The organism is Corynebacterium jeikeium, from assembly GCF_028609885.1.
GTDB classification, from domain to species: domain Bacteria; phylum Actinomycetota; class Actinomycetes; order Mycobacteriales; family Mycobacteriaceae; genus Corynebacterium; species Corynebacterium jeikeium.
In genome coordinates, this window is the sequence record NZ_CP063195.1 from 1,440,792 (window position 1) to 1,458,826 (window position 18,035).

12 protein-coding genes and 1 pseudogene are annotated in these 18,035 nt (G+C 55.9%); 3 read left to right on the forward strand and 10 right to left on the reverse strand.

Translation table 11 applies throughout. From position 1 onward, the window contains the following. Window positions 1–2: 2 nt before the first annotated feature. Both CJEIK_RS06375 and CJEIK_RS06380 read left to right on the forward strand, forming a co-directional pair. Complete coding sequence (locus CJEIK_RS06375) at window positions 3–2,579, forward strand: DEAD/DEAH box helicase (protein ID WP_005295426.1); 2,577 nt, start codon at window positions 3–5, stop codon at window positions 2,577–2,579. Window positions 2,580–2,698: 119 nt separating this feature from the next. Beyond that, complete coding sequence (locus tag CJEIK_RS06380; protein WP_005295428.1) at window positions 2,699–3,790, forward strand: M24 family metallopeptidase; 1,092 nt, start codon at window positions 2,699–2,701, stop codon at window positions 3,788–3,790. A gap of 30 nt (window positions 3,791–3,820) precedes the next feature. Here the strand turns inward: CJEIK_RS06380 and CJEIK_RS06385 are convergent, their stop codons facing one another. The 9 genes and pseudogenes from CJEIK_RS06385 to CJEIK_RS06425 form a co-directional block, all read right to left on the reverse strand. Beyond that, a complete protein-coding gene (locus CJEIK_RS06385) occupies window positions 3,821–5,350 on the reverse strand; it encodes a peptide MFS transporter (protein WP_034965023.1) in 1,530 nt (509 codons plus the stop codon). A gap of 319 nt (window positions 5,351–5,669) precedes the next feature. After that, window positions 5,670–6,898 (reverse strand): annotated as a pseudogene (locus CJEIK_RS06390) (IS3 family transposase). Window positions 6,899–7,193: 295 nt separating this feature from the next. Further along, complete coding sequence (locus tag CJEIK_RS06395; protein ID WP_005295443.1) at window positions 7,194–8,537, reverse strand: ApeA N-terminal domain 1-containing protein; 1,344 nt, start codon at window positions 8,535–8,537, stop codon at window positions 7,194–7,196. 71 nt (window positions 8,538–8,608) lie between these two features. Next, the gene (locus CJEIK_RS06400) at window positions 8,609–9,517 is read right to left on the reverse strand and encodes a DUF5655 domain-containing protein (RefSeq protein WP_249024824.1); all 909 of its coding nucleotides are present in this window, start codon (window positions 9,515–9,517) and stop codon (window positions 8,609–8,611) included. 109 nt (window positions 9,518–9,626) lie between these two features. Continuing rightward, the gene (locus CJEIK_RS06405) at window positions 9,627–10,724 is read right to left on the reverse strand and encodes an AAA family ATPase (RefSeq protein WP_005295447.1); all 1,098 of its coding nucleotides are present in this window, start codon (window positions 10,722–10,724) and stop codon (window positions 9,627–9,629) included. Further along, window positions 10,721–12,352, reverse strand: a complete 1,632-nt coding sequence (locus tag CJEIK_RS06410) for an ATP-dependent nuclease (RefSeq protein ID WP_115597324.1) — start codon at window positions 12,350–12,352, stop codon at window positions 10,721–10,723. The genes CJEIK_RS06405 and CJEIK_RS06410 overlap by 4 nt, the downstream gene beginning before the upstream one ends. 105 nt (window positions 12,353–12,457) lie before the next feature. Then, window positions 12,458–13,696 (reverse strand): IS256-like element IS3506 family transposase, encoded by a 1,239-nt coding sequence (locus CJEIK_RS06415; protein WP_172544895.1) that lies wholly within the window; start codon window positions 13,694–13,696, stop codon window positions 12,458–12,460. An 84-nt stretch (window positions 13,697–13,780) separates the two neighbouring features. Further along, window positions 13,781–14,635, reverse strand: coding sequence for a restriction endonuclease subunit S (locus CJEIK_RS06420; protein ID WP_077536324.1), 855 nt, complete (start codon window positions 14,633–14,635; stop codon window positions 13,781–13,783). Further along, the gene (locus tag CJEIK_RS06425; RefSeq protein WP_115597272.1) at window positions 14,632–15,384 is read right to left on the reverse strand and encodes a hypothetical protein; all 753 of its coding nucleotides are present in this window, start codon (window positions 15,382–15,384) and stop codon (window positions 14,632–14,634) included. The genes CJEIK_RS06420 and CJEIK_RS06425 overlap by 4 nt, the downstream gene beginning before the upstream one ends. A gap of 5 nt (window positions 15,385–15,389) precedes the next feature. On the opposite strand from CJEIK_RS06425, the gene CJEIK_RS06430 reads away from it, so the two are divergent. Further along, complete coding sequence (locus CJEIK_RS06430; RefSeq protein WP_005297400.1) at window positions 15,390–16,739, forward strand: IS256 family transposase; 1,350 nt, start codon at window positions 15,390–15,392, stop codon at window positions 16,737–16,739. On the opposite strand, the gene CJEIK_RS06435 is transcribed toward CJEIK_RS06430, so the two are convergent. Next, window positions 16,730–17,980, reverse strand: a complete 1,251-nt coding sequence (locus CJEIK_RS06435) for an N-6 DNA methylase (protein ID WP_256639452.1) — start codon at window positions 17,978–17,980, stop codon at window positions 16,730–16,732. The two genes, CJEIK_RS06430 and CJEIK_RS06435, sit on opposite strands and share 10 nt — an antisense overlap. Between the last annotated feature and the right edge of the window lie 55 nt (window positions 17,981–18,035).

The window sequence follows — 18,035 nt, forward strand, 5'->3', positions numbered from 1 at the left end:
CCATGGCACAGAAATTGAACCTCTCCTACGACGAGAATCTGGTTGCAGAACTCACGTCGAAGTTCGACCTTCGCGCACCGAATACTGAAGCGCTCACCGAATTGGTGAAACGAATCGAATCAGGTGACTACGACGCTTTAGAACCGTTGGTACTCAACCTCGCAACAGGTGCTGGCAAGACCTATGTCATGGCAGCATTTATTGAGTACTTGCGGCGCCAAGGCCACCCCAACGTCATGGTGGTCACCCCGACAAAGGTTGTGCAGGACAAGACGGTCCTCGACTTCTCGGAAGGCTCCCACCGCTACATTGGCGGCTTCGCTATGCCCCCTCGGCTGGTCACTCCGGGTGACATGTCGACTCTGAGGGTAAACGACGTTGCGACTGGCTTGTTTGTCGGTGAGGTTGCGTCGACGCTCTACGTATTCAATGTCCACCAACTCATTCCGCCGAAAGAGGGTGGAAAGAACGTCGCCACTGGCGAAGAAGCAGCACGCCGGAAGACCTGGAAGTTCCAAGAGGACTCCGGAGCCCTGGCACAGCGACTTATCGACACCGAAAACCTGGTCATCATTGCCGACGAGTCCCACCTGTTCGGTACCACTGCAAAGAGGTTCCGCGAGTCGTTGACCTCTCTCAAGCCGGCTGTGACCGTGGGGCTTACGGCTTCCCCGGACGAGGGCGACGACATCGTCTACCGCTACCCACTGTGGCGTGCTATCCAGGACGGCTACGTCAAGCAGCCTGTGCTGGTCTACCGCGACTCGGGCTATGACTCGGAAAACCGCCAGCTCCAAGACGCTTTATCACTTCTGGCAATCAAAGAGGAGGCGTACGCGAACTATAGAGCAGCGCACCCGGACGGCAAGCAGACCAAACCGCTGTTATTCGTCGTTTGCTCAGGTGTGCCCCACGCAACCGAGATAGCCGAGAGGCTTCGCGGGCCCGGTTACGTTGGCGACCCGCTTGCAGTACTCCAGGTGGACAACGAGCACAACGACAACACGACCCAGTCTTTCTTGCGCTACCTCGACACAGATAACTCCCCGGTTCGGGTTATCGTCTCGGTCAATAAACTCCGCGAAGGCTGGGACACGAAGCGTATTGCGGTGATGTGTACCCTTCGCACAATGGGCTCGGAGGTGCTGACCCAGCAGGTCATGGGCCGAGGCCTTCGCTTGCCGTTCGGGGCACTTACGAGGGTGCCGGCCATTGACGAGTTGGATATCTTGTCGCACGAGTCATTCGTGAAACTGCTGGAAAGTGAAAACGTGCTCAAGCAGTTCGGTATCGACGACGCAGTTGAAGACGCAGAAGGTGTGGAGATTATTACCCCGCCTGGCACTTCTAACCCGCCGCAGGTTGGCACTGGAACCGGTAACGGCACCGCGGGTGTCACCACTACTACCAGCGAAGCTGGCACCACCACGGTGCAGCCTGGCGAGGGCTCACTTACCCCAGTCGACACTCCTCCTGCTTCAGGCTGCAGTACGGTCGGCACACGAGCACTCACCGACGAAGACGATATTGCAAAAGGTGTCGAAGTGTTCACACCGGTCGTCGTCCACATCAACGAAGCGTTCGCCGGCACCACCTTCGACTTCCCGTCTTCGACCATGACGAAAACAAAGAAGCAGTTCGAACTGGTAGACATCACAAACGCCACCGTTATCGAGCAAGCGGGCAAGGTCACCGACACCGACGAGTACCTAGCCCGCACCAAGATCGGCGTGGCAGAAGAGGGAAACGCCATCGAACTCGACAATGACGAGCGTTCCGCAGTGCCGAGTTTTCGGCAGTCTGCCTCCCAAGTGGCTACGGAACTTATCCGTCGCGTCATAGGCTCCGGGTTGGTGGCCACAACGCCAGAAAACACAAGCCAACTCAAGCGTCGCATTGTGCCGACTTTCATGGAGGCGACCAAAATTGAGCAGTGGACGGAGAAAGCTAAGGTGTCCGCGACACGGCACCTGAAAGACCTCGTGGTTGAAGAGTCGAAGAAGGCCAACGCTCAAACAGGAACAAAGGTGACGATTCACCCGGTGACACTGCCTATTAACGACTCGTTCCCGCTGGAACTCGACAAGAAGATTCTCGAACTCCTTGACCGACAGGCAAAGAGCGCAGGAAAGGCAGGTTTTAGCGACTCCGAGTACTACGGCACCTGGAAGAAGGGGCTTTTCGAGGCCGCACGCTTCGACTCGTTTACCGGCGAGTACCGCCTGGCAGCGCTTCTTGACCTCGACCCAAACGTTGTGTGGTGGAAGCGCATTTACACCCATGAGGGCGCACGAGTGGCCTACACCCCGCACAATTCGTACGTGCCTGACTTTGTTGTCTACGACAAGGACGGCACCCACTGGATTGTTGAGGCGAAGGAAAACCGCGGGCGAGACGACGACCGCGTCCAAGCCAAGCGAGCCGCCGCGGAGCGCGTGGTACGCCAACTCGTGGGCATGCCAGAGTACGAAGACCAAACATGGGGCTACCTCATCGCTTACGAAGACGACATCTCCTCTTCCGACTCATGGGCCGACCTGGTTACCGGCTCGTTGACAGAGCGCATGCCAAAGTTGTAAGAGTCGACGAAACGCCCGGTGGGAGGCACAAGAACTTGTGGCGAAGTCCTGCCGGCAACTGCTACCAGCCACCCCACACCCCACCGCTCCCCCACACCCCGGGGCGTACCCTGGTGGCCATGAGTGAATTCTTCCCAACCGAAACGTTTAGCAAGCGTCTTGCCACCGTCCGCGACATCGCCGCACAGGCGGGCCTGGACGGCGTGATCGTTACCCCCGGTCCGGACATGGAGTACCTGATCTCGTCGAAGATCACCACCCACGAGCGGTTCACGGCTCTGGTTCTTACTCAGGACGCCGCACGCATCATCGTCCCCGGCGTGGATGTAGCAGACCTGAAGAAGTCCGTGGCGGGCAAGCTCGGTGTGGAGATCATCGGGTGGAACGACGGCGAAGACCCCTACGGCTATATCACCGAAGGCTCCTACGCTGTCAGCGGCGCAATGACCGCCGATCACCTGCTGGAACTGCAGTCCCGCGGTATCTCCACCGTCAACGCCACCCAGGTGCTCGCCCAGGCGTTCATCCGCAAGGACGACGAAGAGCTCTCCGAGCTGCGCCGCGCAAGCGCTGCCATCGACGCAGTCCACCGCCAGGTCCCGAACCTGCTGCGCGCAGGCGTGACCGAGAATGACGTGGCCAAGGAACTGGAGCGCCTCATCCTCGAAGAGCACGAGGTTGTGGACTTCATCATCGTCGGCTCCGGCCCGCACGGCGCGGACCCGCACCACGATCACTCCGATCGCGTCATCGAGTCCGGCGACGTGGTGGTCGTCGACATCGGCGGCACCCTGGCCAGCGGCTACCACTCGGACTGCACCCGCACCTACGTTGTTGGCGAGCCCACGGACGAGCAGCAAAAGATCTACGACGTACTGCAGCGCGCCCAGGAGGCCGGGTTGGAATTCGCCAAGCCCGGCGTGACGGCCGGCGAAGTCGACAAGGTCGTCCGCGACATCATCGAAGAAGCTGGCTACGGCGAGTACTTCATCCACCGCACCGGCCACGGCATCGGGCTTTCCTGCCACGAAGAGCCATTCATCATCGCCGGCAACGACTTTGTGATTGAAGAAGGCATGGCATTCTCCATTGAACCCGGCATCTACATCCCCGGTCAGTGGGGCGCACGCATCGAAGACATTGTGATTGTGGCGTCCAAAAATGTAGAGCCCATAAACAAGACACCCCACGAGCTTGTGCGCGTGGGGTGAGAACCGGCGGGCTGGATGCCCTAGCTGAAACTAGCGGACATCCACGAACAGCTTAAGGATCCACTTGCGGGCCAGGAACATGACCGCGCCCAGGCCGACCATCACCGCGAACATCGCGACGAAGTAAGTCCGCTCCGCGGAGGCATCCTCCGGGTTGTAGAAGGCAGCCAAGCTGCCCGACAGGGACGTGCCCAAGCTGATCGACAGCAACCACAGGCCGAACATGCGGGTGGGGAATGCCTTCGGGGCCAAGCGGGTGGCCATGGAGTTACCCACGGGGCTTAGCATCAGCTCGCCCATTGTGAACAGGAACAGGATCAGCACCATGGCCCACATCGGGGTGGAGTTCGCTCCGCCACCGGCGAACGGCAGGAACAGCAGCAGCGCACCGCCGATAACAACCAGTGCCATAGAGAACTTCGCGGCGTAGGAAGGCTGCTTGTCCCCCAGCTTCGTCCACATCGCGCCGAACACGGCGGCGAACAGGATGATGAACAGCGGGTTGATGGACTGCACCACGCCCGGGGGAATCTCCATGCCGAAGAGGTTGCGGTTCAGGCGCTCGTCGGAGTACACGGCAATCACAGTGAACTGCTGTTGGAACAGCGACCAGAACGCCACGGAAGCCACGAACATGGGGATAAAGCCGACAAGGCGGGAACGCTCGACATCCGTGACCAGCTTGGAACGGTACATCTGCACCCACAGAACAACGGCAATGATGACGGCCAGTAGCGCGGTGATGTTGGACAGCTGGCCAACCTTCAGCACACCAGTGATGAACAGCAGTACGAAAACAACGATCGCTGCAGCAGCGCCGATGAATACCGGGAGGTACTTCTTTCGCGGCAGCGGGTTCACAACGTCGTGGCCCGCGTCCTGAATGGTCTGCTTACGCAAGAGGGTGTACTGCACCAGGCCGATAGCCATCATCAGTGCGGCGGCGCCGAAGCCCCAGTGGAAGCCCTTCCAGCCCCACAGCGCGTTGGTGATCAGCGGGCCAAGCAGGCCACCGATGTTCACGCCCATGTAGTAGATAGAAAAGCCACCGTCGCGGCGGGGGTCATCGCGATCGTAGAGGTCGCCCAGAACCACCTGCGAGGTCGTCTTGAGGGCACCGGAGCCAACAGCAATGAACACCAGACCCAGGATCACGCCAATGTAGCCCGGCAAAAGGGCCAGGCTGATGTGACCGAGCATGACCAACACCGCTGAGTAGTACAGGGTGCGTTCTGCCGAGAGGATGCGGTCGGCAACCCACGCGCCAGCCACACCGGTGAGGTACACCAAGCCACCGTAAGCACCGACGATGGAGGTGGCGGTGCTCTTGTCCATGCCAAGGCCACCGTCAGTCACGGAGTAGTAAAGGTAGAAGGCAAGCAGAGCCTGGAGGCCGTAGAAGCTGAAGCGCTCCCACATCTCCACGCCGGAGAGGTTAGCTAGGCCGAAGGGGTGGCCGAAGAAAGTCCGTTCGTTCTGGTGCGCGCTAGAAGAATGCGCGGTTGCTGTGGAGGCTCCGTCTGGTGCGGGAGAATCCTCCGGGTTTGCTTGAGAAGTCATTCGTTAATTCCATCACACCGACTGCGGTTTAACGAAGCCATTCGCTGAGTTTTCTGTAGATTGGTGGGATTTGGCGGCTAGCTCAGGCACAGTGTCAGACCCAGTAGGGCAGACCAAGTAGCAAGAAAAGAAAAAGCACGGCCCGAAAGCCGTGCTAGAAGATTTGTACGCCAAACATCCCGCAACATATACGAGGTCTTGTCAATGGGAAGAGAGCAGCTCAAAAACGCCTGCCTACCACTGTAAACACCCAGCGGGCCCAGCTACTAGATTCGCCTAGCAGCTAAGTTAAATTGAAGCGTCCTGGTTTTCGTTCCGCTTATTGAACGCCCAACGGGTGGGCGTGTGATTGTCGATAGTAGGCGTCTTCCATCTCTTGTGGAGTGATGTATCCCAATGACTCGTGCAGGCGATGGTTATTCCACCAGTACACCCAGCGAAGGGTCGCGATCTCGACTTCCCCAACCGACGCCCACGGCCGGTGGGGATAGATCAGCTCGGTCTTGTATAGACCGTTGACCGTTTCCGCCAACGCGTTGTCGTAGGAATCGCCGACGGTGCCAACGGACGGATCAATCCCAGCTTGAGCAAGCGCCTCACTGTAACGAATGGACACGTACTGCGAGCCGCGATCGCTGTGATGGACAAGTCCTTCAGCACGGAGATCACCTGCGTGATAAAGAGCATGCTCAAAAGCCTCAAGAGGCAGCTCATCGGTGCGCATTCTCGCCCTGGTGGCAACCCCGACAATCTTGCGGGAGTACGCATCGGTGATGAACGCGGTGTACGCAAACCCCGACAGGGTACGCACGTAGGTGATGTCAGCGACCCACAGCCGATGCGGCGCTGACGCGGTGAAGTCACGATTGACCAGATCAGGACGACAATCCGGGACATCAGCCCGAAGCGTTGTGATCGGAGTGCGACCCCTTCTGCGGCCTTGGATGCCGGCGAGTTTCATCAACCGTGCCGTCTGATCACGACCGATGTCCCAGCCGGCGCGCTGCATGGCCTTCTACATCTTGCGTACCCCGTACACGCTGAAGTTGTCCTCGAAGACTTTCACCAATTCGGGGATAAGCAGCGCGTCTGACAAGCTCCTGGCCGACGGGGCTCGTGTTTTCGCTGCTCGGTAGCCACGAGAGGTGATAAACCCACATTCTGTCTGCCTTAACGTGCGACAGATGGCCTCGACCCCGAAGCGATCGCGATACGTGTCGATGTATTCGATCATCTTCTGGTGGGACGGTCGAGTTCCGCTGCGAAAAAAGCTGAAGCGGTCTTCAAGATCTCGTTTGTCCTGCGCAGCTCTTTGTTCTCTTGCCGCAGACGCTTCAGTTCGTCGTCGACCGACTCGCCAGTGCTCCGCTGAACGTCGGGGGACGCTTTGACAGGTTTCAACCAGTTGTTGAGCGTGCGCGCCGAGACGCCGAGCTTCTCGCCGATCTCCTCCGCCACCGCCCACTTCGAGCACCCCTCAAGCTCAACGAGCTCCTCGGCTAACCGCACCGCCTTGTCCTTGAACTCGTCACTGAACTTCCTAGGCATGGTCCAATCCTCCTCTAGAAACGATCGGAACTAAACCCAGGACACTTCATCCGAGAAGCTAAAGCGGTCAACGAACGCGAAAAGAAACTCAACGCCAACCCCAAAACTGTAAGAAAGACCGCCTCGCCCAAGAAACCCCGGACCTAGCCAACTTGCATGGCGGAGATACCAAGTCCCAAGCAAGCGGAAGTTTCGCTGTGACAGCGGCACGCCTTGGGTTCTACTCCGAGGCGTGCCGAGTGAAGTTTCCGAAGGATCGCTGCAGATCAGCCTGTGCGGACGGGACAGCGCGGATTTACTCCACGGACTCTTTCGTGGGCTTGGGGAACGATATCCCAGGCTGGCCGATTAATGCCTGGCCCGCCGGCGTGATGTCGATTCGCGTCATGACGTAATCACGAGCAAGCCCAAGGTGCAGCGCTACCCATGAACGAAAAACAAGCTCGTTCTCAAGCAGGCTGTAGTAGACGTCGAGTGGGTCAACCACTGCATCCCGGTCGTAGTGCTTGATGTCGTTGTAGCGGTCAGCCGTGCGCTTCGCCCAGTCCTCGCTAAAAGAGAAGCCAAGGTCATCGACCACGCGCTCAAGTCGCTTCTGAAGAATCTCTCGCTTTTTCACTCCGCTATCTCGCGCGAGTTGCACACCCAATCCCTCGAGACCTACGCAGGATTGGATGAACTGTGTTTCAACCGCGCTCCCCTTCATGCCGAGGAGTGACATGAGCGGCCCAATTGCGCGATCATACTTGCGACGCATCTCGGACCACTTCTGGAACCCCTCAACACCGATCTGCCCGAAGTAGAAGAGTGCGATGGCTGAATGCCCTTCTTCTTGAGGGCGAACGAGGTGGGTCTTCACCTCGCGCCACTTCCGAGACTTGAGTTCGATGTCTTCATCCCGGCTAGATTGAATCCGGTAGTAGCCTGTCGGTTTCCAATAAGCCAGGTCGACCAGATCGCGGAAGAGCTGGTGTTTCTTGAGGTGATCGTAGAAATCCGCACCACCTTCTATAACAGACTCAATAAACGGCGGGTCCGAGATTTCAAAATGATTATCGCTGCGGTCATAGTTGTAGTGCCAGGCGGTGTCCAGGAAAAGACCCGGCTCAAGTTCAAGCGGCTTGAGCAAAGCCGTCTTCAGGCACAGTCTAGTAGAGATCCCGCTCTCGTCTTGCTCCGGTTTTACCTGCAGCGAAGTTAGTCCAATCCACTTTGCCATCCCGGGGATATAGGTCCGCAAGCGATGAGGCTGCCTGTGCTCCAGCGAGCGCGCACCCAGTACTGCAAATCCAACGCGAATTCTGCCCTCAGCGGTTCCGCCCATGACCGACCGTTTGCCAAGATTGCGACAGTGGAAGAGTCCGATAGGTCCGCGAGGATCAGTGAAAAGAAGCTCCTTCGGCGGATCGTAAGTGTATTTGGTGCGGTCAGGATCGTCTCCGTACCGCACCCCCGTACCATCGAACCAACGCGAAACCGGGCCCCAGGCATCCTCCTTCGCAATGGGAATAGACAGCGAGATCATGTCGCCCTCGTTACGAAGGAGCGTTGCTGCTGGAGTCGACCCGTCCTCTGATCGGTCATGGTAGTACCAGCCAATACGCAGGTCGTCCGGCTCTAAGGTGTTTTTCGTTGCCATCGTTTCAATCCTCCCTAATTAGCTCCGCCAGCAGCCCAAGGGTATGATGAAAAGCAGGGCAGCCATATCTCCTACCGATTCATCTCGTAGCTCTGCTTGACCAGCGTCATCACGTAATCCAGATCAGTCTGCGAAGTGATCTCCACCCGGTAGTCCCCATTCCCCCAGTGACCGATCTTCACCGGGGCCTCCAGGTCTTGCGCAAGACCCTCGGGGTCATCAAGTGTCCCCGTCTTGACGTTAAGAAATAGCCAGAGCTTTGGCTTCTGCACCACAACATCCACCACGTTGCGGGTCACCTTGAAGGCTACGTATAGCTTCTTCGGTTCAACCTGCATCTCCTGATCGAGGCCGAGGATGCGTTCCCGGAGATCAGCGAAGACTTTGCGGCTGTTTGGCCCACCCTTGGCGATGTGCTCATCGAGGGTGAAGGTCTGCTGCAGAGGCTCGATGGCCTCCTTGTTCCCAGCCTCGAGCTTTGGCATCCCAGAGATCTTGACCTTCTGGTAGCTCTCGGTATCGAGAGTCAGCATCCCGTTCTCGAACAGCTGGTACCTAAGAAGTTCAATCTTGATCGGCAGCAGGTCGGCAGTGTCGGTATCGAACTTGTTGTAGCTCTCCGCCACGCAGATCACCCGAGGAGCATCCCACTGCACCTCGTGCTCGACACCCTTCTGTTGGCACAGGACATGGAAGCTGTCCTTATGGTCAAGTAACCAGCGCAAATAAGAAAGGCCCTGGTTAATGACATTCTCATTTTGGCCCTTCTCGTACTCAATGATGGAGGGGTTTCCCTCATCATCGATCCCCAAGGTGTCCATCCGCCCACCAAAGCTAGTGGAGTACTCGCTGGCAAGGAAGTGCACACCTAAGATCTCGTGAAGACTGCTCTCAAAAATCTTCTGGATGTCCCGCTCAACAACCCGCTTGCCGTTGCGGCTGACAAGCGGCTTCGCCTGCCGGGCAGATTTCTCGGACACTTCAAATAGGATCATATGCCGGCATTATATCACGTTGACCTGGCATTTTAGAGCAAAGTACTCAAGTTCAGCGGCGCGTCTTCGACGTTGGAAGCCAAGCGTAAACTCTCTAGTTCGCTGTCCACAATTTGAAGGAAGACGGATTTAGGTTGTCTGCAAAGGTAAAGGACTTCGGAAGGACGAAGCCCACGCTGTCGCGCGCCCTGGTAAGTCCAACATAAAACTTGGCCGCGGGCTCTTCCTTCTCAATGGGCGCCCCGCTCGCTAAAAATTTCTTCATCGGATCTGTAGGAAAAATTAATACGTGCCCCACAGTCCGGCCCTTTACATTGCCGAAAGTATCGAAGTCTAGCCGATCAGCCCATTCCTTTTCCGATCTCTTCCCCCACCTAAGCACAAGTGGGTTAAACACCCCGCAGTAAGACGTTACATTTTCGGGTGTAACGTGGTGCAGTCCAAATCCTATGCCGGCTTCACATTTCTCTGCCGTTGCATCTGGAAATTGATAACTAGCTTTAAAGACCGAGTTCGATAATTTTACTATATCCTGATGACAACGCTTGTTGACTGAACTGAATTTTAAGTCAAGCCAGCCTTTGTCTCGCATTAACTCGAACCAACCAATTTTTGCGGCTTTGCGGAATTTAGGATATTTTCGATCGCTCGTTGTGGTTTCAAAAACAGTCTGCCGGATATCTCCAACCATAAAGACAGAAATGCTGGATTCTAGTAAGTATTCAAGAATTACTAGATCATTTGCAGCTAAGTCTTGAACCTCATCGATAACAATCGAATCATAAATCAGCTCTAAGCGTGATATGGGTTGCTTGCCGTTAGCGTCGCAGATTTCCCGCGATACAAAAGCAATGGACTGTCCACCAATCCGCCCCTCTGAGTCAAAGTGTCTACGATGCTTTTTGTGCCATCGCTCGGGTCGATAGTCTCGATTAAATCCTGTATACCGCTTACCAGGTCCAAGGTAGTCGGGAGCGAATGGCTTCAGGAAGTGGTCGATAAGGAATCCATACCATCCGACAACTTCATGACTGGCACGCGGATTAGCAGCTGTAAGCCGGGACTTGAGCTCTTCTTGCCCAGTGCTGGTATAAGTAATAAATAGGGTCTTCTTTTCCGCTTTGGCAAATCTCTGGACAATACCCTCAGTCTTACCCGCACCAGCTACTGCTATTAAAGCTTCGTTTTTCATAGCATCTCGGGAAAAAGAGCGCGCACTGCTTCATTAATGTAATCAGGTATCTTCCAGTCTTTGTCTGGCAAGTTTACAAGCTTGAGGGCCGCGTCTGACTTCTGCGCAGTGCTCCACTCCACAAAATCTTGCCCCTCTGGTATTCCGAGACTCTCCTTTAATGCAGGCATATTCTCCCTGTTTACGTACTCTAGCTGCGACTCGAGCGTCTTCCCGCACTCTTTTTTCCCTACGACAAGGAAACTCTCCCCCAGCGACGCGCTATATTTCTTCTCCCAATGCCCATCGTCTCGTCCATCGTTATCACGAATTCCGATCACCCGCTTATCGAGTAGAGCGGCAAGTCGGAACCATCTCTCATGCTTGACCCCTTCTACCGAAATGATATCGACTCCAAGAGCCGATGAGCCCATTCCGTAGTTTCGTTCGAAAGCTTCCTCAACGATTAAGAGGTCACTAATTCCTTCTACAAGCACTACGTGGTCTGCCAAAATGAGTCGGAGCGTATCGAAGTTGGGCAACTTCTGAAAGAATCTGATGTCACTGGACTGCAGGTCGGAGAGGCGAGCGCCGACGCCTCGTTCCACAAGCATAAGTCCATCAAGGCCCAGGCGGTTAAGCACGAAGGAACTATGAGTCGTAACGATTATTTGCTGATCGGCGCCTAGAGCCTTAATTCGGTCCAGAAGCTGACGTAACTTTGTGTGGGAAAGGTGGTTTTCTGGCTCTTCAATGAGTATCAGATCTGCCTTCGTCGCAGATTTAAGTAGTGATACTTCCACCTTTGCTATGGCTTGTTCTCCGAAACTGGCGTGGCTAAAAGGAAGACTGTTGATCGCGGGGGTAATCCCTGACTGCCACTGACCAGAAACTGCTGGATCAATCTGTATTCCAAGCTGCTTTAATGGTTTGGCCGGGTCGTTCTTGATTTTTTCATTAACAGATTCGAGGGCGGTCTGTGTTGATGACGTGAAAGCTGATCTAAGGGTCACCGACAAATTGGCAGCAACTTCGTCAGGTATGTGGTCTTCGAGAAGCTGACGGGTATATCGATCCACCCCTCGGTTCAAAGAGTTTGATTGCGGCCCAATCAGTGCGAAATTCAGCCCTCGAGGTTTTCGCGTGAGTCGGTCGGGACTACCAAACGAATGCCAGTAGGTCTCAAAGTACTCGGTCGGGAAGAGCTTGGCACTTACTCCATTTTCTTCCCATGCGGCCATGTAGTCCCAAAACTCTTTTGTATAGTCATCGTTCAGAGATACTTCGAACGCAAGCCCAGTTTCATTTGCATTTTTGCTGTTCATCTTTCCTTGGAGGCGGGCCAAGTCCGGATTCTTCGAGCTGTTATCTAAAATTACTTCGATGACTATCTTCGGCACCTCCGGACGCCGTCCTGCAGAGTATGCGTCGAAGAACTCTTTAGTTGTTTGTGTATGAAACCAGTAAGGGGAGAGGGCATCACTCGGCCACTGTCCGTTGATTCGTCCCCCTATTGCCAGCCCGATAGCCTCAAGGAGGGTGGATTTTCCTGCTCCGTTTGCGCCCACAATTACGTTATACTGCGGACTAAACGTTGCCTCATAGTTTTGTAACCCTTTGAAGTTACGAATTCTGACTTTAGAAATCATGAAAGTAGCCTTTCCCATCCCAGTGCGCGCCAAGCAGACCGGTCAAGTCCGGTGTAGTGGTGTAGCCGTTTGTGCTTTCGGCTCGATATGAAGTTCGGGGCTTGGTTAGGCGGTTAGCTGGTGGTGGTCGTCACGATGTTCTCCTGGGTGGTGCATGAGGTGCTTGGTGTGTTCGAGTGCGGTCAGTGACATGTAGCGTTTTTGTTGGATCCAATCGTCGTGTTGCTCGGCTAGGACCGCACCGACAAGCCGGATGATGGATTCACGGTTTGGGAAAATGCCGACGACGTCGGTGCGCCGGCGGATCTCTCGGTTTAACCGTTCTGTGGGGTTGTTTGACCACACCTTCGTCCAGACTGGTTTCGGCACTGCGGTAAACGCCAGTACTTCATCGAGTGATTCCTCCAAATACGCCGCGACGTGAGGGAATTTCGGCTCCAGTAGGTCGACAACTTCGCGGGCTTGAGCCCAAGTGGATGTGGCGTCAGGTTGCTGGAAGATTGTCTGGAACATCGCAGAGACCATCGGCCATTGTGTTTTCGGGACCTTTTCGTAGAGGTTCTTCGCAAAATGGGTGCGGCACCGCTGCCACGACGCATTGGGCAGCACTTCGGAAATGGCGTGCTGGATGCCTTCGTGGGCATCACTGGTGATAAGGAATACCCCAGTAAGTCCGCGGGCTTTTAAGTCCTGGAAGAAGCCTTTCCACGACGCGTTGGATTCCGCGGTGGCGACGTGCATGCCGAGCATTTCGCGATACCCGTCGGCGTTGACTCCGGTGGCAAGCAGCACTGAGCATTTGACCACCCGGCCGCCTTCACGGACTTTGATCGTGAGCGCATCGCACGATAAAAAGGCGTACCCGCCGGGGTCTAGTGGGCGGTTTTTGAAGTCTGCGACCATGTCGTCGAGTTCTTCTGACATGCGTGAGACTTGCGATTTCGACATGCTGGAAATCCCAAGTGTAGCCACCAGATCATTCATCCTGCGGGTGGAAACCCCCTTAAGGTAGCACGTGGCGATCACAGTCGATAAGGCTCGTTCTGCTCGTGAGCGGCGCTCTAACAGCCAGTCTGGGAAGAACGCGCCGTGGCGCAGTTTCGGCACCGCCACGTCGATCGTGCCGACACGGGTGTCAAGGTCGCGGTGGCGATACCCGTTGCGGTGGTTGACCCGATCGGTGGATACAACCCCGTATTCGGCGCCGCAGACGGTGTCAGCCTGGGCGGAGAGGATCTGGTTGATAAACCCTTGCAGCATCTGGCGCATCAAATCCGGAGACGCTTGGGCCAGCAAATCATCCAGATAGGTTGTCGGGTCGATAGAATACGGTGCAGCGGTCATCGTCATAGGCCTTTCGGTGAGATGTGGTAGTTGAGTTGAAAGGCTAACTGGCGGTGGCCGCCCACTACTTTCCGGGATCCACCATCAGCAAGCGTTACACCACACTAAGGGACGCCACCCCACGAGAATGTCTCCGTCTGCAAGGATGAAATCTTCTGAGAATACGCCTGAAAAAAATATAACGGAATCATTTGACCGGAGATCTCTGTTCCGGACAAGCCTCATTCCTGAAGTAGATTTGGAGAAACCTGAAGATTGAAAAGGGTATCCGACTTGAAACTTAAGCACTGTACCAAGTCTGGTTTCGTCCCAGGATCCCGTAAATCCATCTAGCCTAGTCACTCCACTAAGAAGTTGCTGCATCATGCCCTGCTTGATTGCCTGCTTTTTCAAAATAAGGCGCTTGAGGGATTCGATCAGGCCATCAGCATCGGCAATCGCATCGGCAATCGCTTGCTGCTCGAGAGGGCTCGGCGTGGGGATCACCAGGTTTAGAACTTTATTTTTGGGGATGTTCTTCATGCTTCCACTGGTTCCAGTAGCCAGGTCTCGAAGTTCACGAGAGCCTGGCTCAGAAGAGAAGTGGTACGTGAGCCATCGCATATCAGTGTCTGAGTTGCGCTTTTTCTGTGCGAGCCAAAGCCGGTCTGGAAGATAGAGATCTGCGCGCTCTTCGTCGACGTAGCCGACATCCCCAACAAGTGCAGGGGTATTCATCCGACTGATGATCAAACTGTCGGCTGCCACAGGACACTTTGCCCTTTGTAGGTCCGCTTTTAAAATCGTCTTGACTTCGCTGGGATCAAATCGGCCCGATTTGATAGCCGAAGTTTTCAGAACCGCTGGTCCACCGTCAACTCCCGGGGAAGATCTGACGCTGACTCCAGCTCTTAACCCATCGATGAGATCCGAAACTTTTCGTTGAGTCCATTCAGTCATGATTTCACCCCCATGGCGGAAAGGTGTCCTGATACCCGTCTTTCTAGTTTGACCAATTCATCGTTGATAGCCCCAACAGTCTCGCCGTAGCGTTCGCCAAGAACCCGGATACGGCTCGTCAAATCATGAGTTAGGTGGGCGACCTCACTAGCGAACCGACCTGCGACGACAGCCTGCCACTTATCGCCGACCACCAACTCCTGGATCTCTTCCTTGGAAAGCTTGGCATACGTGGCGATCGCCTTCGTATCCAGCTGCAACATTCCGTCCTTGACTGCCTTCTTTGCTGCCGTCTCTGCCGTAAACAGCTTGATCACCGTGTTCAGCGCGGCAATCTCGTCGGCTTCGGTGTCTTCTAGCTTGGCAGTCTTCAATCGGTCACGGGCATCCTTTACCTTGACGCCACCAGCATCGTTGACGGCCTCCCACAGCAGCCCTTCCTCTACGGCGTGCTCCTCGATATGCTCTTGGAGCTCCTGGCTGATGCGGTCTTGCTCCGCAGTGAGGCGATCAAGCTCGGCCTTCTCGTCGGCGAAGTACCGGTCGATGATCAGCGCCGGCGGGATTAGGTCAGTTACCCAGCGCTGTGCCTTGACTCCAGTTCCAAAGACTAGATCGGCACTCTCGTACTTCGGCTTCTTCTTGTTGTCATAACCAGTGATCCGAGCTTCACGCGGTTGAGCAGCATCAACCCAGCCGAGGGTGTCAGGAAGTTTGTGTGTGAGGCTCTGATCTAGAAGGAGTTTCACTGATAATGACTGCTGTGTCACCGAAGAAAGGCCATGACCCGGCAAGGGTCAACGAGATCAGCGAGAAGCTGATGGAAAATCCTGAGCTCGCTAGCTTGATCAGCGAGCTGTCGACGTCCGCTGATGATGCAAGCGACTTGGTCAAAGGCCTGCTGCAGGCATCGATCAACGCTGGTCTGCAGGCGGAAATGGATGCGCATTTGGGCTACGGACATTCCGACCGTAAGGCCAAAGCCCAGGTGGAAGCCGCGCAGGAGAGCAATCACCGCAACGGGTCGTACACCAAGACCGTCAATTCTGGCTACGGTGCAGTGGAAGTGACCGTGCCCAGGGATCGTGCCGGCACGTTTACACCGAAGATGGTGCCCAAGGGCGCACGTCGGCTGACAGAGCTCGACGATATGATCGTCTCGCTGTACGCCGGCGGGATGACAGTGCGCGATATTCAACACCATCTCGCAACCACGCTTGGGGTGGATATGAGCCCGGATACGATCAGCACGATTACCGATGCGGTGTTAGACGAGGTCATGATCTGGCAAAACCGCCAGCTCGACGAGTTTTACCCGGTGATCTTCCTCGACGCACTCCGCGTCAAAATCCGTGACGGTCACCGCGTGGTCAACAAAGCCTGCTACATGGCTGTTGGCATCGACATCGACGGCATCAAGCACATCTTGGGATTGTGGATCGCTGAAAATGAAGGCGCTGCATTCTGGGCATCGGTGTGCGCGGATCTGGCCAACCGGGGTGTCCAAGACGTGTTCATCGTCTGCTGCGACGGGCTGAAAGGTCTACCGGAAGCCGTGGAGGCAACCTGGCCGAATTCTATGGTGCAGACCTGCATCGTGCACCTAATTCGAGCTGCGAACCGGTGGGTGTCCTACCAGGACCGCAAATCTGTCTCCCGTGCGCTACGTGAGGTCTACACGGCCGCCAACGAGGACACCGCCCGGGCCAGCCTTGATGCTTTCGAGGCCAGTGAACTGGGCCGTAAATACCCGCAGTCGGTCAAAGTCTGGCGCGACGCGTGGGAGCGGTTCATACCGTTTCTGCAGTTCCCGCCGGCCGCACGCCGGGTGCTCTACACCACCAATTCAATCGAGTCGCTCAACGCTGAACTGCGGAAAGCTACCCGTAACCGGGGGCAATTCCCGAACGATACTGCGGCGCTGAAAACGCTGTGGCTGATGATCTGCAACATCGAAGACAAGCGCGCCGCCCAGCGAGCGAAGAAAGCGAAACGCGACATCGAATGCAACGGCTATATTGAAGGAGCGAAAGCCACCGGGTGGAAACAAGCCATCAACCAACTAGCTGTGGCGTACCCCGACCGATTCGCGGACTACTTGTAACCCAAGCCCCCCGCACACAAAGAATCGGACACTCTCACCCAGCCGGACCCGACGATGAGTGTGACGTCATCGTGCATGGTGTCATTCCAGTAGCTCATCAGCTGCTCGTACACGCTGTACTCGCTGATCAACGGGCGACCCCGGAATTTCTCCAGCAGGTCATCGCCAAGATCCTCAATCAGCTGCTGAGGCCTGGTCTGGGAGTCAATCGCCTCCAGTTGGCCTCGGTGAGAGTTCCACCATTCCTCAACAGCCTTGGAGACAGTCGAGGTAAAAGCTTTGACGTCCTCCGATTCCTCAATCACCTTTGCTACCTGCTCGGGCTCCACTGTGAGCTCTGAATATCCCTCACGGAGAGGGCGGAACAGCTCATTACGCAGGTTCGGGAAAGCATCCCAGTATTCCCCTAACGCATCCAGATCCCGATTCGGGATCCCGCCCTTTAGGTGAGCTTCCAGGTCCTGGATATCCTCGGGCTCAGATGTATCGATGTAGCGAGGGATGTTGAGGTTGTAGTTGTTCTTAGCGTCAGAGATTTCTGACAGCGACACCATACGGGCGTAGCGCTCGACGTCGTCGCCCGCAAGGTAGGTGTCGATGATCTTGCGCATATCCCGAGGACGCAGACGGTTCTTAGCGCCGTCCTTCTCAAACCCCTTGGAGGCATCGATCATAAAGATGCCAGTCCGGTTAGCCGCTTCCTTCTTGTCGATGACGATGATGCAGGCCGGAATTCCCGTACCGTAGAAGAGGTTGGCTGGCAGTCCGATGATCGCCTTGATCAGGCCGCGCCGGATCAGCTCTTCACGGATCGCGGCTTCAGTGTTGCCACGGAAGAGCACTCCGTGGGGAAGAATCACCGCTCCCCGACCGTCAGACTTAAGAGACTTCACCATGTGAAGTAGGAATGCGTAGTCACCGTTCTTCTCCGGCGGTTCAGCGAAACCGTCGAACCGTCCGTACTCTTTGTCGAAACCATTCTTCCAGGTCTTTACGGAGAACGGCGGGTTAGCCACGAAGTAGTCGAAGGTCTGCAGCTGCTCACCCTTGAGGAACTTTGGATCAGAGAGCGTGTCTCCCTGGCGGATGTCATGCGTCTCGTTGCCGTGCAAGATCATGTTCATTCGAGACAACGCCCAGGTGGCGTTATCCTTCTCCTGGCCATAGATCGACAAGCCGTTGGGAGCAGAGTCAGCCACCTTGATCAACAGCGAACCAGATCCACAGGTCGGGTCGCACAACCATTCACGCTGGATGCAAGACCCCAGTGCGGAGCGGTGCTATCGGATGGCGCCG